Source organism: Variovorax fucosicus (genome assembly GCF_030316825.1).
In the GTDB taxonomy this organism is placed as follows: Bacteria; Pseudomonadota; Gammaproteobacteria; order Burkholderiales; family Burkholderiaceae_C; genus Variovorax; species Variovorax fucosicus.
Map to the genome: position 1 here is coordinate 616253 of NZ_JASZYU010000001.1, position 12560 is coordinate 628812.

Genomic DNA, 12560 nt, shown 5'->3' on the forward strand with positions numbered 1-12560 from the left:
AATCCTGTGCCGTGGCCCGGCACCAGTTCGGTTTCCGCGCACGGTGGGCAGGACATAAGCTTTCGCTGCGATTGCATTTTGTCCACCCCCGGAGCGCTCACATGTCTTTGCAGGATTTCAAGGTTCTCACGTTCGACGTCGTCGGCACGCTGATCGATTTCGAGGGCGGCATGCTCGCCTACCTGCGTGCCGCCGTGCCCGGCGCCCAGGTGACCGACGACGCATTTCTCGCGGCCTACCGGAAGGCGCGCGCCGACGGCAACACCGGTTGGTACCCGGACGATCTGGAGCGCTGCTGGCATGTCATCGCGCCCGGCCTGGGCCTGCCCGACACCGATGCGCTTGCGCAGGGCCTGCGCGATTCGGTCGCGAACTGGCCGGCGTTCCCGGACTCGGTGGAGGCGCTCAAGCGTCTGCGCAAGCGTTTCAAGCTGGTCACCATGACCAACGCCCAGACCTGGGCGCTGGCCCATTTCGCGAAGACGCTGGAGCAGCCCTTCGACATGCTGCTGAGCTGTGACGACGCGATGTGCGAGAAGCCCGATCCGCGCTACTTCGCCTATGCCCGCGGCCGCTTCGAGGGCGCCTGGGGCTACAAGCAGGCCGACAACCTGCACGTCGCGCAGAGCCAGTACCACGACATCGGCGTGTCCAGGCGCCTGGGCATCACCACCTGCTGGATCGAGCGCCGCCATGGCCTGAAGGACTCGGGCGGCACGATCGAGTCGGAACGCACCGAACCCGACTACCACTTCCACACGCTGGCCGAACTGGCCGACGCGGTCGAGGCCGGGCGTTGAGCCCCGGCGCGATTGCCGCGCCGGTCGCCGACCTGCTGCCGGAGCTGGTCGCGCTGCGCCACGACCTGCACGCACATCCTGAACTCGCGTTCGAAGAGCGCCGCACGGCCGGCGTGGTGGCACAGGCGCTGCGCCTGCTCGGCCTGGAGGTGCATGAAGGGCTGGGCGGCACCGGCGTGGTCGGCACGCTGCGCTGCGGCGACGGCGAGCGCAGTGTCGGCCTGCGCGCCGACATGGACGCATTGCCGATGGTCGAACTCGGACGCGCGGCGCACGCGAGCCGCACCCCCGGCGTGCACCACGGCTGCGGACACGACGGCCATACCAGCATGCTGATCGGCGCGGCACGCCAGCTGGCGCGCACGCGCCGCTTCAACGGCACGGTGCACTTCATCTTCCAGCCGGCCGAAGAAGGCAAAGGCGGCGCGCGCGCCATGATCGAGGACGGCCTGTTCGAGCGCTTTCCCTGCGACAGCGTCTATGCATTGCACAACTGGCCGGATCTGCCGCTGGGCCGGGCGCAGACCCGCGCGGGGCCCATCATGGCGGCGGCCGACCGCTTCGACATCGTGCTGCGCGGGCGCGGCGGCCATGCCGCGCAACCGCACCACACGCCTGACGCCATTCTTGCGGCGAGCCAGCTGGTCGCGCAGCTGCACACCATCGTCTCGCGCCGCATCGACCCGGGCGAATCGGCGGTGCTGTCCGTCACACGTATCGAGGGCGGCCACAGCCACAACGTGTTGCCGGCGGAAGTGTCGATCACCGGCACGGTGCGCAGCTTCGATGCCGCGTCGCAGGATCGCATCGAGGCCGCGCTACGTGCCACCGTCGACGGCGTGGCACTGGCCAGCGGTACCCAGGCCGAAGTGCGCTACGTGCGCTACTACCCTGCCACCGTCAACACGCCGGCCGAGGCCGCGCTCGCGCTCGATGCGGCCCTGTCCATCGGCCTGCAGGCCGACATGGCGCCGCGTGCGGCCTTCACCTCGGAAGACTTCGCCTTCATGCTGCAGCGCCGACCCGGCGCCTACCTGTGGCTGGGCCAGGGGCGTGCCGATCCGGGGCCGGACGGCGAGCACGCGCTGCACCACCCCTGCTACGACTTCAACGACGACGCGTTGCCGCTGGGCGTGCGCTGGTTTTGCGAAGTGGCCGAAACCGCATTGCGGTAACGGATCATGGAAGCCCTTCGGTTGCTCAATGGAATCAAAGAGCGGCCAGCTCTGATAAAGCCGAAGTTTCCTCGGGAAGCGCGAAACGCATCGTCGCCTTCATCCAGGACCGAGATGCGCTTGCCGAGCTGGCCAAGCCCGTAGGCCACTGCGGTGCCCACCAGGCCGCCGCCAATCACGATCACATCGCTCGAAAACACGCGTGCGGCCTAGAAATCAGCGACCTTGCCCCATGCTGAGCCGCTGAAACGCTCCGGCCGGTAGGGCACGGGATCGACGATCGGCTCGCCGCCGCTGGCCAGATCCGCGATCAGGTGGCCGGCGCCAGGACCGATGCCGAAGCCGTGTCCGGAAAAGCCTGCGGCCAGAATGAAGCCAGGCAGTCCCGGCACCTCGCCGATGCCGGGAACCCCGTCCGGCGTGCTGTCGATATAGCCAGCCCAGGCGTGCGTGATCTTTGCGGCGCGAAGCTGGGGCAGCAGTTCGACCGCGCGGCGGTGGGTCTCCTTGATGCTCACGGGATCGGGCGTCGGATCGAGGATGCGCATGCGTTCCATGGGCGTTGGCGCATCGAGCCGCCACCGCGCCAGCGTTTCATGGCCACTCCGAATGGCTTCCAGGCTGCCCGGGCGAAGGTTGCGCCAGCGCTTGGCGAACATCGGCACGAACTGCGGTGCGAAGCGCAGGAACTGGCCTGTCGGATCCACGCGCGCGCGGCCACTGATGGCCAGTGCGTAGCGTCCGTCGTTGCGGCGCGTGGCGGACACGCCCGCGCTCACCACGGCAGGCGGCAAGCGTTGTTCCACAGGGGACACACTGAGGATGGATTGGCGTATCGAGGCCTGCGGAAAGCGGATGTCCAGCTGGCGGCAGAACGAGGAAGCCCAGGCGCCACCAGCCATCACGACCGTCCTGGTCTTGATGACCCCGGCTTCCGTGATCACACCGCTGACCCGACCGCCTTCCGTCTCGATGCCGCGGGCGGCGCAATCCTGATGGACGCTGCCCCCGAGCTTGATGAACGCAGCGGCCACCGCCGGCGCGGCCTTGCCAGGGTCGGCGGTGCCGTCGCTGGGCGAGAAGACGCCGCCTTTCCAGGCGCGGCCGGTTGCCTGCCCGCGCTCGGCGGCCTCGCGGCTGCTCAGCATGTGAGTCGTCACGCCAGCGGTCTTGGCAAAGTCGCGCCAGCTGGCCCAACCGGAAATCTCGGCCTCATCGTTGCTGAGATACAAAAGCCCGCAGCGATGAAAACCGGTGTCTTCACCGGTTTCGGCGGCAAATTGTTCCCACAGATCGAGGCTCTTGGTCGCCAACGGCAATTCGCGAGCGTCGCGATTCTGCTGCCGGCACCAGCCCCAGTTGCGGCTCGATTGCTCGGCGCCGATCCTGCCCTTTTCCACCAACGCGACCGACACGCCGCGCTTGGCCAGGTAGTAGGCGGTGAAGACACCGATGATGCCGCCGCCGATCACGACGACGTCGGCCGAGGCCGGCAGCGTGGGCGAAGTTTGGATGTGGCGCAGCGGAGGCGACATGATGAATCTCGCTCGTCCGTTCAAGCCGGGACGGTTTGGCACACGTAGAACTTCGCCACGCGATCGCTGCTTTCCCAGCCGATCGGCGCGCCCTGAGGCACGAACAACGCGTCGCCCGTGCCCACCGACAGCACGCCGCCGTCAGGTGCTGCGAAGCGCACGCTGCCCGCCACGAGATGCATGAACTCGTTCATGCGATGCGCGCGAACAATCCGGTGGTAGGGGGTCGAGTCCCAGGCGCCCGCAAGGTACTGCGCAGCGTCATCGGTAAAGACCTTGTCGCTGCGGCACTCCGGCACTGGGCCCAGCAGCACTTCGGCGGGCAGCGTGCCGGTGGGCGTGAAGTTGGCGTCGGCATGCAGGGGGAAGACGCCGCGCTTCGTCGGCTTGTCGCAGGCGGCCGCGCAAAACACGAAACGCACGCGTGATCCGGCCTGGATACGAAGCGAGGTGCCGCATCCGATGACGGCGCCCGCCTGGGGACCGACCACCAGCGGGGCCTCGCCGGCCGCCGTCAGGGTCAGCTCTCCCTCGACCACGACGATGGTTTCGATGTGGGGATAGCTTGCGACGTCGAGCTCGCCGATGAAGCTGGTGCGGCCCGCACTCATCGCGCCCGGCCCTTCCCACGCGATCTCGCGATGCTGCGCAAAAGGATCGTCCTTGCCGAACGCCGCCCGGCGGAAGGAGGTTGAAACAGGTGCGCCGTCGACGCGATGCAGCACTAGGGCCACGGTCATGATTTCTCCTGCGCGTTGCGCGATGGTTTCAATGAAAGCGTGTCAGTCGGTACCGGGTGCCGAGGCATGCTGGAAGCCAAGAATGGCTTTGGTTTCCAGGTACTCCTCGAGACCTTCTATTCCGTATTCGCGGCCGTTTCCCGAGCGCTTGTAGCCACCGAACGGGGCATGAGGATTCCAGGCCGGATAGTTGATGTGCACCTGGCCGGAGCGGATGCGCGCCGCAACGGCGCGCGCCGCGCCAAGGTCCTGGCCTTGCACATGGGCGCCCAGGCCGTAGACGGTGTCGTTGGCAATCTCCACAGCCTCGTCCACGCTGTCGTAGGGGATCAACGCGAGCACCGGCCCGAAGATCTCCTCCTGCGCGATCTGCATCCGGGAGTGCACCGCGCTGAAGATGGTCGGGCGGCAGTAGAAGCCGCGGCTCAAGGCCTCTGGCCGTCCCAAGCCGCCACAAAGGAGCTGCGCGCCTTCGGCGATGCCGATGCCGATCATTTCCTGCACGCGATTGAACTGCGCGCGATTGGCCACCGGGCCGTGCGTGGTCTGCTGCGAACGCGGATCGCCCACGACGATGCTGGCTGCCGCTTCGAGCGCGATCCGTTCAACTTCCTGGAGGCGCTCGCGGGGCACGATCATGCGAGTCGGGGCGCTGCAGGATTGGCCGACATTGCGGAAGGCGGCCGCTACGCCCTTGGGGATGGCTAGAGCGAGGTCCGCATCCGGCAGGACGAGGTTGGGCGATTTGCCGCCGAGTTCCTGCGCCACACGCTTCACCGTGGGAGCGGCGGCCTGAGCCACCAGGACGCCGGCCCTCGTCGAACCGGTGAACGAGATCATGTCCACGTCCGGATGCTCCGCCAAGGCAGCGCCCACCTCCGGTCCGCTGCCATTCACCAGGTTGAACACACCCGGCGGAATGCCCGCGTCGTGCATTACTTCGGCAAAGAGCAAGGCGCTCAGGGGCGACAGCTCGCTGGGTTTCAGTACGACCGTACATCCCGCTGCCAGGGCGGCGCCGACCTTGGCTGTGATCTGGTAGAGCGGCCAGTTCCAGGGGGTGATCAGGCCGCACACGCCGATGGCCTCGCGCACGATGGCCATGTCGCCCCGATGGGTAACGAACGCATAACTGCGCGCATTCTCACTGGCCACGCGAATGTGCTCCGCTGCAGACGGCACCTGCGTGCTGCGCGCAAAGCCGATGGCAGCGCCCATCTCCAGCGAGATCGCCTGGGCGAACAGTTCTGCGCGCTCCAGGATCAGGGCGTGAACGCGATCCAGAAGCAAGGCCCGGCTCTGGGCGGAGCTCACGGACCAGGTGGTGAAAGCGCGCCGCGCGGCGGCCACCGCCGTGGCCACGTCTTGCGCGGTTCCCAGCGCGATCTCTGCGACAGGCTCCTCCGTCGACGGATCGATGACAGAGGCTTGATCTTGCCCCCCAGGCACGACCCACTCGCCGCCAATGAACATGCGATCCAGGCGGCCAGCGCTCCTGAGGTGCTCGATGACGGAGTCGGCCTTCTGGAAAAGACCTGAGGGTTGCTCATTGCCATCCATAAAGGCGTGGCCACGGAGGTTTGGTAATACGGTGGTGGGCGTCATGATGGGGCGGAGGTCGGGGCTTTCGATGTCCAAAAGTCTAGGCTGCGCCCCCCTCGCGTCGGTGCTTCAATGAGGGTCTTGCATAAAGCAGGCTGCGGTTGTGCGACTCGCTACAGCAGATCCTGCCGTCGTGCTTACGGCAGAGGCCTTCACTCGGACGCACCCGACCGTTGCGTCCGCGCCGGCCGGGTCAGCGCGGGTGGGGAAACAGCCGCTCGATCGGGCAGTGCGTCTTGATGAACGGCGACTTGATGACGATGTAGCTGAAGTATTTGGCGATGCCGATGTTGCGTTCGAGCAGTTCCTCGATCACTTCCTGGTAGTGGTTCACGCCGCGCGTGAGGAAGCGAAGGAGGTAGTCGTAGCCGCCGCTGACCAGGTGGCATTCGAGCACCTCGTCGACCTCGCGGATGGCGGTTTCGAAACGCACGAAATCCTCGCGGTGGTGGTCGGACAGCGTGACCTCGGTGAAGACGGTCAGCGTGTCGCCGAGCTTCTCGAGCCGCAGGTGCGCGCCGTAGCCGGCGATGTAGCCTGCCTGCTCCAGCCGCTTGACGCGGATCAGGCAGGGGCTGGGCGAGAGGCCCACCGCGTCCGCCAGATCCACATTGGTCATGCGCCCGTTGCGCTGCAGCTGGGCCAGGATGCGCAGGTCGAGCCGGTCGATCTTGAAAGCTTCTGACATGACGGTGCCCAAAACGAAGAGAGGTCGATTCTGCGTCGCCGGAGAAGGTTGGTCGGCGCTTTCGTTCAGGCTGCCAGTGCAGCCCGCACATCGGGCGCGTCGAGCACTTCGTCGAGCGTCTTCTTCAGGCGCGCAAACATCTGGGCGAACTCGTCTTCCGTGAACGTGAGCGCGGGCGCGAAACCGAGGATGTGGTCACCGAACGAGCGGAACACCAGGCCGTTCCTGTAGCCGGTCGCGAAGATCCTGTCGGACAGGCCGAGCGCTGCATCGAAGCCGCGCTTGCTGGCCTTGTCGCTGACCAGCTCCAGCGCGCCCAGCAGGCCGCGATGCCGCGCATCGCCCACCAGCGGATGTGCGCGCAGCGCGTCGAGGCCGGCCGCGAAATGGGCCGCGCCGCGCTGGCCGTTGGCGAGCACGCCGCCTTCCTGGTAGAGCCGCAGCACCTCGAGCGCAACGGCAGCGCCGACCGGGTGCGCCGAGTAGGTGGCGCCGTGGCCGATCGGCGCGCCGGCCGGGGCGCCATCGGCGATGCCGGCATAGACCTTGTCGCTCATCATGGTCGCGCCCATCGGCACGTAGCCGGAGGTCAGGCCCTTGGCCATGGTCATCAGGTCGGGTTCCACACCTTCGGCCTCGCACGCGAACATCGGGCCGGTGCGGCCGAAGCCGGTGATGACCTCGTCGACGACGAACAGGATGTCGAGTTCGCGCGTGGCATCGCGCATGGCCTTCAGCCAGCCCTTGGGCGGCACGATGACGCCGCCCGAGCCCTGGATCGGCTCGCAGAAGAAGGCGGCCACGTTCTCGGCGCCCAACTCGGCCACCTTGGCGCGCAGCGACGCGACCGACGCGGCGATCAGCGCCTGCGGGTCGGCACCGTCCGCATGGCGGTAGGGATTGGGCGAGGGAATGTAGTGCTGCGTGGGCAGTGGCAGATCGAAGCCGCGGTGGAAAACCGGCAGCGCAGTCAGCCCCGCCCCGGTGGACGACGAGCCGTGGTAGCCGCGCTCCAGCGCGATGAAGTGCTTCTTCGACGGCTTTCCGATCGCGTTGTAGTACTGCACGATGAAGCGCACCGCGGCGTCAACGGCTTCGGAGCCGCCGAGCGTCAGGTAGACCCGGGTGAGAGAAGCGGGCGCGATCTGCACCAGCTTTTCGGCGAGGCGGATGGCCGGCTCGCTGCTGAAATGAAAGTAGCCGGTGGCGTAGGGCAGCCGGCGCATCTGCTCGGTGGCCGCCTGCACCACGCTCTCCTGGCCGTAGCCCACGTTCACGCACCAGAGGCCAGCGAAGGCATCCAGCAGTTCGTGGCCGCTCGCATCGGTCAGCCATGCGCCGCGGGCCGAGGCCAGCACGGTCGGGCCGCGCTGCTCATGCACGCGCCATGGCGAGACGGGATGGATCAGGTGGGCGCGGTCGATCGCGTCGAGCGCGGCTTGGTTGGGCAATGCGGTGGGGTGCGTCATGGCGGTGTCGGATGGAGTGAGAGCGAAACAAGCTTTCAATGCCCCTAGCGTAGGACGCGTGGCGCATGGCGTGGTGCTGCTTTGGGGCCGTCGCGCAATCCAGGCTGCGGTTCTGCGCGCCGCCACAGCACATCCTGCTGGCGCTCAGTAGCCCCGACCGCGGTCGACCAGGCCGACCATCGGCTCGCCGGCTTCGAAGCGGCGCAGGTTGTCGAGCACCGCCTCGGCTGCGCTCAGCGGCTGCGTCATGCTCGCGATATGCGGTGTGAGCTGGATGTTCGGATGGCGCCAGAACGCGTGCGCCGCAGGCAGCGGCTCCGGGTCGGTCACATCAAGCACAGCCTCGCTGATCTGCCCGCTGTCGAGCGCGGACAACAGGTCGGCATCGACCAGCTGCGGCCCGCGGCCGACCTGCACCAGCCCGGCGCCCTTGGGCAGCATCGAGAACAGCCGCGCGTCGAGAAAGGCACGGGTCGAATCGGTCAACGGCAACAGGCACACCAGGATGTCGGTGCGCGCGAGAAAGCCGGGCAGTTCATCCGCGCTGGCATGGCACTTCACGCCATCGACGGCATGCCGCGACCGGCTCCATCCCGCGCAGTCGAAACCCAGCCCGACCAGTTGCGCCAGCACCGCCTGGCCGAGCGACCCGAGGCCGAGCACACCAACGCGCCGTTGCCCCGCGGGCCGCACCGGCAGCGGCTGCCACACGCCCTCGGCCTGCTGGCGGCGGTAGCGCGGCATGTCGCGGTGCAGGCCGAGCACCGCGTGGGTCACGTACTCGACCATGCCGCCGACGATGCCGGGCTCGACCATGCGCACCACCGGCAGTTGCGGCGGCAGCGCGGCGAAGTCGAACTGGTCGACCCCCGCGCCGGAAGAGAACAGCACTTCGAGTCGGGGAAAGCGGGCAGACAGATCCGCCGGCGGCTCCCAGGCCGCCAGAAAGCGCACCTGCGCCGGATCGCCGATATCGGGCCAGATGCGAAAGTCGATCGCGGGTTCGCGGCGCCGGAACACCTCAGCCCACTGGCGGCCGCGCTCCGGATCGGATTTGTACAGAAAAGTGGTGTGCATGGTTTCAAGTCATCCCATCGCCTGGGTCACGATCGCGAACATGGTGGGGCCGTCCGGCGCCACCGCGAGCGGGGTGCCGCGCACCATCGTCGTCGGCGCATCCACGCGCCGCAGGCCGACGTCTTCGAGCCATTCAGCCAGTCCGCTGGCGAAATCGATGTCGATGCGCGTGAAGTTGCCCGAACTCAAACCGACCAGATGCGCGATCAACGCCTTGGCGCCCGTGGCATCGGGCGCCACCACGGGGCCGATCAAATGCCCGCGCCCGAAGCGGCGCAGCATGGCGAAGCCCCGCGCTGCGTTGTCGTGGTCGAGCACCACACAGGCCTCGGCGCTGGCCAGCAGGTCGGCCACCAGCGCGTCGCGCGGCATGCCGCGCGCCGCCGCGTCCAGTGCGCACAGCGCCGGGGTCTCGTTGAGGCCTGCCGGCCGCAAGCGCCATTCCGGCGGAAGTTCGACCAGTGGCGCCGACAGCGCAATGCCCTGGTGCTGCCGCACTTCACCGGTGCGCACGAAGCCCAGCCGCTCATAGAGGCCCTGCCCGGCGGCGGTGGCATGCAGCAGCACGGTGTGCGCATCGAGGCCTTCGAGCAGCGCGCTCATCAACCGGTGCCCGACGCGCCGGCCCTGGCAGGCCGGAGTCACGATCACCAGGCCGATAGTCGCGTGGCGCTCGCCCCAGCGCCAGCGCTGGGCGGTGGCGACGATCTCGCCATCGCGCTCGGCGACGAAGCCTTCGGCATGCGCGAACGCCTGCTCCCAATCGGCCGGGCGATGCGGCCAGCGCAGTTCGGCCGACAGCGCATGCGTCTGCGGCAGGTCGGCGGCGGTCATCGGTCTCAGCACCACACCGTCGGCGACGGTGACATCCTGGGTTGGGTCGGGCATCGGCAAGCTCTCCTAGCGAACGGAAATGCGGCCCATCTTGGACGACATCGGAGCCCGGCACCAGACCGAAATCGCCCTTCGCCGCAACTTGCAAGCTTCGTCTGCCGCACGCCGGGGTTTTGCAATTCGCTGCCGTGCAGCACCCGCATACGCACACAAATGCCGCACCAACCTGCCTAGCATCGACCGCAACGCGCCGGCCGCTCCGGCGTCCCTTCACCGCCCCCTATCTCATGCAAGTCTTTGACCCTCTCAACATCCCGGCAGGCCGTCGAGGCCAACCTGTGCTTCAAAAGCGTGCAGGTCGACTTTGCCGCGATGCATTGAGGTGCATGCAAGCACGCACGGAGGCACACCGCATGCCATGCCGCCACACCACCCCGAAACCGCAGCTTCGATGCGCCGGGAGCTCGATTTCCCCACGACGCCGGTGCGACCGCATGCTGCAATCACTTCGTAATGAACTTGTCGCAAATGCCCTATATGGCGGCGGCCCGCACCGGTCGGAAACCGATTTGAAAGAGGCTTGGAGACCATGACCATTCGCCCGAAGTATGTGACCTTCGACTGTTACGGCACCCTCACCCGGTTCCGCATGAAGGAGATGGCTGCTGACCTTTTTGCCGACCGCATTCCGGCTGAACGCATGGCCGAGTTCCATGCCGACTTCACCGCCTATCGCTTCGACGAGGTGCTCGGCGCCTGGCAGCCCTACGAGGTGGTGCTGAAGAACGCGGTGCGGCGCCTCTGCAAGAAATGGAAGATCCAGTACTTCGACCTGGACGCGCAGAAGATCTACGACGCGGTACCCACCTGGAACCCGCACGATGACGTGCCGGCGGGCCTCGCCAAGGTCGCCAAGGAGATTCCGCTGGTCATCCTGTCGAACGCCTCGGACGACCAGATCCAGAAGAACGTGGCCATGCTCGGTGCGCCCTTCCATCGCGTCTACACCGCCCAGCAGGCCCAGGCGTACAAGCCGCGTCTGCAGGCTTTCGAATACATGATCGACTCGCTGGGCTGCAACCCCGAGGACGTGCTGCACGTGTCCTCCAGCCTGCGCTACGACCTGATGTCGGCGGACGACATGGGCATCGTCAACAAGGTCTTCGTGAACCGCGGCCATGGTCCGGGCAACCCGGGCTACCGCTACACCGAGATCAAGGACATCGGCGGCCTGCCGGGCGTCGTCGGTCTCTGATCTCCCGCGACTTGCCAAATCTCACCACGCCATGAAGCTCGACTCCTACTGGACCGATTCGGCGCCAGCCTTCGTGCCGGCGACGGCCGAGCTGCCGGCGCAGGTCGATGTCGCGATCGTCGGCGGCGGCTTCACCGGGCTCTCGGCGGCACTGGCGTTCGCGAAGCGCGGTGCGCGCGTCGCGGTGCTCGAAGCCGGCAGCCGCGTCGCGGCCGAGGCGTCGGGGCGCAACGGAGGGCATGTCAACAACGGCCTGGCGGTCGACTACGCCGAGGTCGCGGCCAAGGTGGGCGTGGCGCGCGCCCGGGCCTGGTACCACGCCTACGATGCCGCGGTCGACACCGTGGAACGGCTGGTGCGCGAGGAAGCCATCGACTGCGACTTCATGCGCCACGGCAAGCTCAAGCTGGCGACGCGCCCTCAGCAGTTGGAAACCCTGCAACGCAGCGCGCAGCGGCTGATCGACGATGGCGTCGACACCGACGTCGAGATCCTCGACGCGGCGCGCGTGCACGGCGAGGTGCAGAGCGAGCGCTTTCACGGTGGGCTGCTCTACAAGCGCAGCGGCCAGATGCACATGGGCCGCTTCGCGCAGGGCCTGGCGGGCGCGGCCGAGCGCAGCGGCGCGCAGATTCGTACCGGCACCACCGTGCAGCGCATCGAGCGCCTGGGCTCGGGCCACGCCCACAAGCTGCACACCAGCCAGGGCACTCTCAAGGCGCAGCAGGTTCTGCTGGCCACAGGTGCCACGCGTCATGGCGGCTACGGCAGCTTCGGCTGGCTGCGCCGGCGCATCGTGCCGATCGGCAGTTTCATCGTCGTGACCGAGCCGCTCGGCGCGGACCGCGCGCAGGCGCTGCTGTCGGCGCGGCGTACCTACACCACGGTGGCCAACATCCACCACTACTTCAGGCTCACCACCGACCATCGGCTGGTGTTCGGTGGGCGCGCCCGCTTCGCCATTTCCAGCCCCCAGTCCGATGCGGCCAGCGGCGAGATCCTGCGGGCCGGGCTGGCCGAGACCTTTCCGCAACTCGGGCCGGTGCGGCTCGACTACTGCTGGGGCGGCCTGGTCGACATGACGCAGGATCGCCTGCCCCACGCCGGCGAACGCAACGGCCTCTACTACGCGATGGGCTACAGCGGCCACGGCACGCAGATGTCGGTGCACATGGGCGAGCGCATGGCCGCCGTGATGGCCGGCGATGCGAACGCCAACCCCTGGGAGGGCCGCAAGTGGCCGGCCATCCCGGGGCACTTCGGACCGCCCTGGTTCCTGCCGGCGGTTGGCCTCTACTACACGCTCAAGGATCGGCTGGCCTGAGCGCCACCCGCATCACCCTGTTTTCTGTCCCCGAGTTCTTCAACTACAGGCTTCATCAGGA

11 protein-coding genes and 1 pseudogene are annotated in these 12560 nt (G+C 67.7%); 4 read left to right on the top strand and 8 right to left on the bottom strand.

All coding sequences use genetic code 11. The features are described 5' to 3' along the window. The first annotated feature begins 101 nt into the window (after positions 1-101). The gene (locus QTI05_RS02910) at positions 102-800 is read left to right on the top strand and encodes an HAD-IA family hydrolase (RefSeq protein WP_286622844.1); all 699 of its coding nucleotides are present in this window, start codon (positions 102-104) and stop codon (positions 798-800) included. Further along, a complete protein-coding gene (locus tag QTI05_RS02915) occupies positions 797-1975 on the top strand; it encodes a M20 aminoacylase family protein (protein ID WP_286622845.1) in 1179 nt (392 codons plus the stop codon). Before QTI05_RS02910 ends, QTI05_RS02915 begins: the two co-directional genes overlap by 4 nt. Positions 1976-2028: 53 nt before the next feature. Here QTI05_RS02915 and QTI05_RS27910 read toward each other — a convergent pair. From QTI05_RS27910 to QTI05_RS02955, 8 genes and pseudogenes are all read right to left on the bottom strand, one after another. Beyond that, positions 2029-2175, bottom strand: a pseudogene (locus tag QTI05_RS27910) (FAD-dependent oxidoreductase); the annotation flags it as partial. A 9-nt stretch (positions 2176-2184) separates the two neighbouring features. Next, on the bottom strand, positions 2185-3510 hold the full coding sequence (locus QTI05_RS02925; protein ID WP_286622847.1) for an NAD(P)/FAD-dependent oxidoreductase: 1326 nt from the start codon (positions 3508-3510) through the stop codon (positions 2185-2187). A 20-nt stretch (positions 3511-3530) separates the two neighbouring features. After that, on the bottom strand, positions 3531-4250 hold the full coding sequence (locus tag QTI05_RS02930; protein ID WP_286622848.1) for a cupin domain-containing protein: 720 nt from the start codon (positions 4248-4250) through the stop codon (positions 3531-3533). 42 nt (positions 4251-4292) lie between these two features. Beyond that, positions 4293-5810 carry an aldehyde dehydrogenase family protein gene (locus tag QTI05_RS02935; RefSeq protein WP_286623342.1) on the bottom strand — a complete coding sequence of 506 codons (1518 nt, stop codon included), beginning with the start codon at positions 5808-5810 and terminating at the stop codon, positions 4293-4295. 235 nt (positions 5811-6045) lie between these two features. Beyond that, entirely contained in the window at positions 6046-6540 is a 495-nt protein-coding gene (locus QTI05_RS02940; RefSeq protein ID WP_286542105.1) for an Lrp/AsnC family transcriptional regulator, read from the bottom strand. A 65-nt stretch (positions 6541-6605) separates the two neighbouring features. Further along, the gene (locus QTI05_RS02945; RefSeq protein WP_286622849.1) at positions 6606-8009 is read right to left on the bottom strand and encodes an aspartate aminotransferase family protein; all 1404 of its coding nucleotides are present in this window, start codon (positions 8007-8009) and stop codon (positions 6606-6608) included. 144 nt (positions 8010-8153) lie between these two features. Continuing rightward, on the bottom strand, positions 8154-9086 hold the full coding sequence (locus QTI05_RS02950; RefSeq protein ID WP_286622850.1) for a 2-hydroxyacid dehydrogenase: 933 nt from the start codon (positions 9084-9086) through the stop codon (positions 8154-8156). Between the two features lie 9 nt (positions 9087-9095). Beyond that, a complete protein-coding gene (locus QTI05_RS02955; RefSeq protein ID WP_286622851.1) occupies positions 9096-9974 on the bottom strand; it encodes a GNAT family N-acetyltransferase in 879 nt (292 codons plus the stop codon). A gap of 535 nt (positions 9975-10509) precedes the next feature. On the opposite strand from QTI05_RS02955, the gene QTI05_RS02960 reads away from it, so the two are divergent. Together QTI05_RS02960 and QTI05_RS02965 are read left to right on the top strand one after the other, a co-directional pair. Next, entirely contained in the window at positions 10510-11175 is a 666-nt protein-coding gene (locus QTI05_RS02960) for a haloacid dehalogenase type II (RefSeq protein ID WP_286542101.1), read from the top strand. A 31-nt stretch (positions 11176-11206) separates the two neighbouring features. Next, complete coding sequence (locus QTI05_RS02965) at positions 11207-12499, top strand: NAD(P)/FAD-dependent oxidoreductase (RefSeq protein ID WP_286622852.1); 1293 nt, start codon at positions 11207-11209, stop codon at positions 12497-12499. The last annotated feature ends 61 nt before the right edge of the window (positions 12500-12560 follow it).

Bases quoted from the DNA above. Each gene is read 5' to 3' on its own strand.
- QTI05_RS02965 (WP_286622852.1), top strand. From the start codon at position 11,207: ATGAAGCTCGACTCCTACTGGACCGATTCGGCGCCAGCCTTCGTGCCG.
- QTI05_RS02935 (WP_286623342.1), bottom strand. From the start codon at position 5,810: ATGGATGGCAATGAGCAACCCTCAGGTCTTTTCCAGAAGGCCGACTCC.
- QTI05_RS02910 (WP_286622844.1), top strand. From the start codon at position 102: ATGTCTTTGCAGGATTTCAAGGTTCTCACGTTCGACGTCGTCGGCACG.
- QTI05_RS02955 (WP_286622851.1), bottom strand. From the start codon at position 9,974: ATGCCCGACCCAACCCAGGATGTCACCGTCGCCGACGGTGTGGTGCTG.
- QTI05_RS02945 (WP_286622849.1), bottom strand. From the start codon at position 8,009: ATGACGCACCCCACCGCATTGCCCAACCAAGCCGCGCTCGACGCGATC.
- QTI05_RS02930 (WP_286622848.1), bottom strand. From the start codon at position 4,250: ATGACCGTGGCCCTAGTGCTGCATCGCGTCGACGGCGCACCTGTTTCA.
- QTI05_RS02940 (WP_286542105.1), bottom strand. From the start codon at position 6,540: ATGTCAGAAGCTTTCAAGATCGACCGGCTCGACCTGCGCATCCTGGCC.
- QTI05_RS02960 (WP_286542101.1), top strand. From the start codon at position 10,510: ATGACCATTCGCCCGAAGTATGTGACCTTCGACTGTTACGGCACCCTC.
- QTI05_RS02950 (WP_286622850.1), bottom strand. From the start codon at position 9,086: ATGCACACCACTTTTCTGTACAAATCCGATCCGGAGCGCGGCCGCCAG.
- QTI05_RS02925 (WP_286622847.1), bottom strand. From the start codon at position 3,510: ATGTCGCCTCCGCTGCGCCACATCCAAACTTCGCCCACGCTGCCGGCC.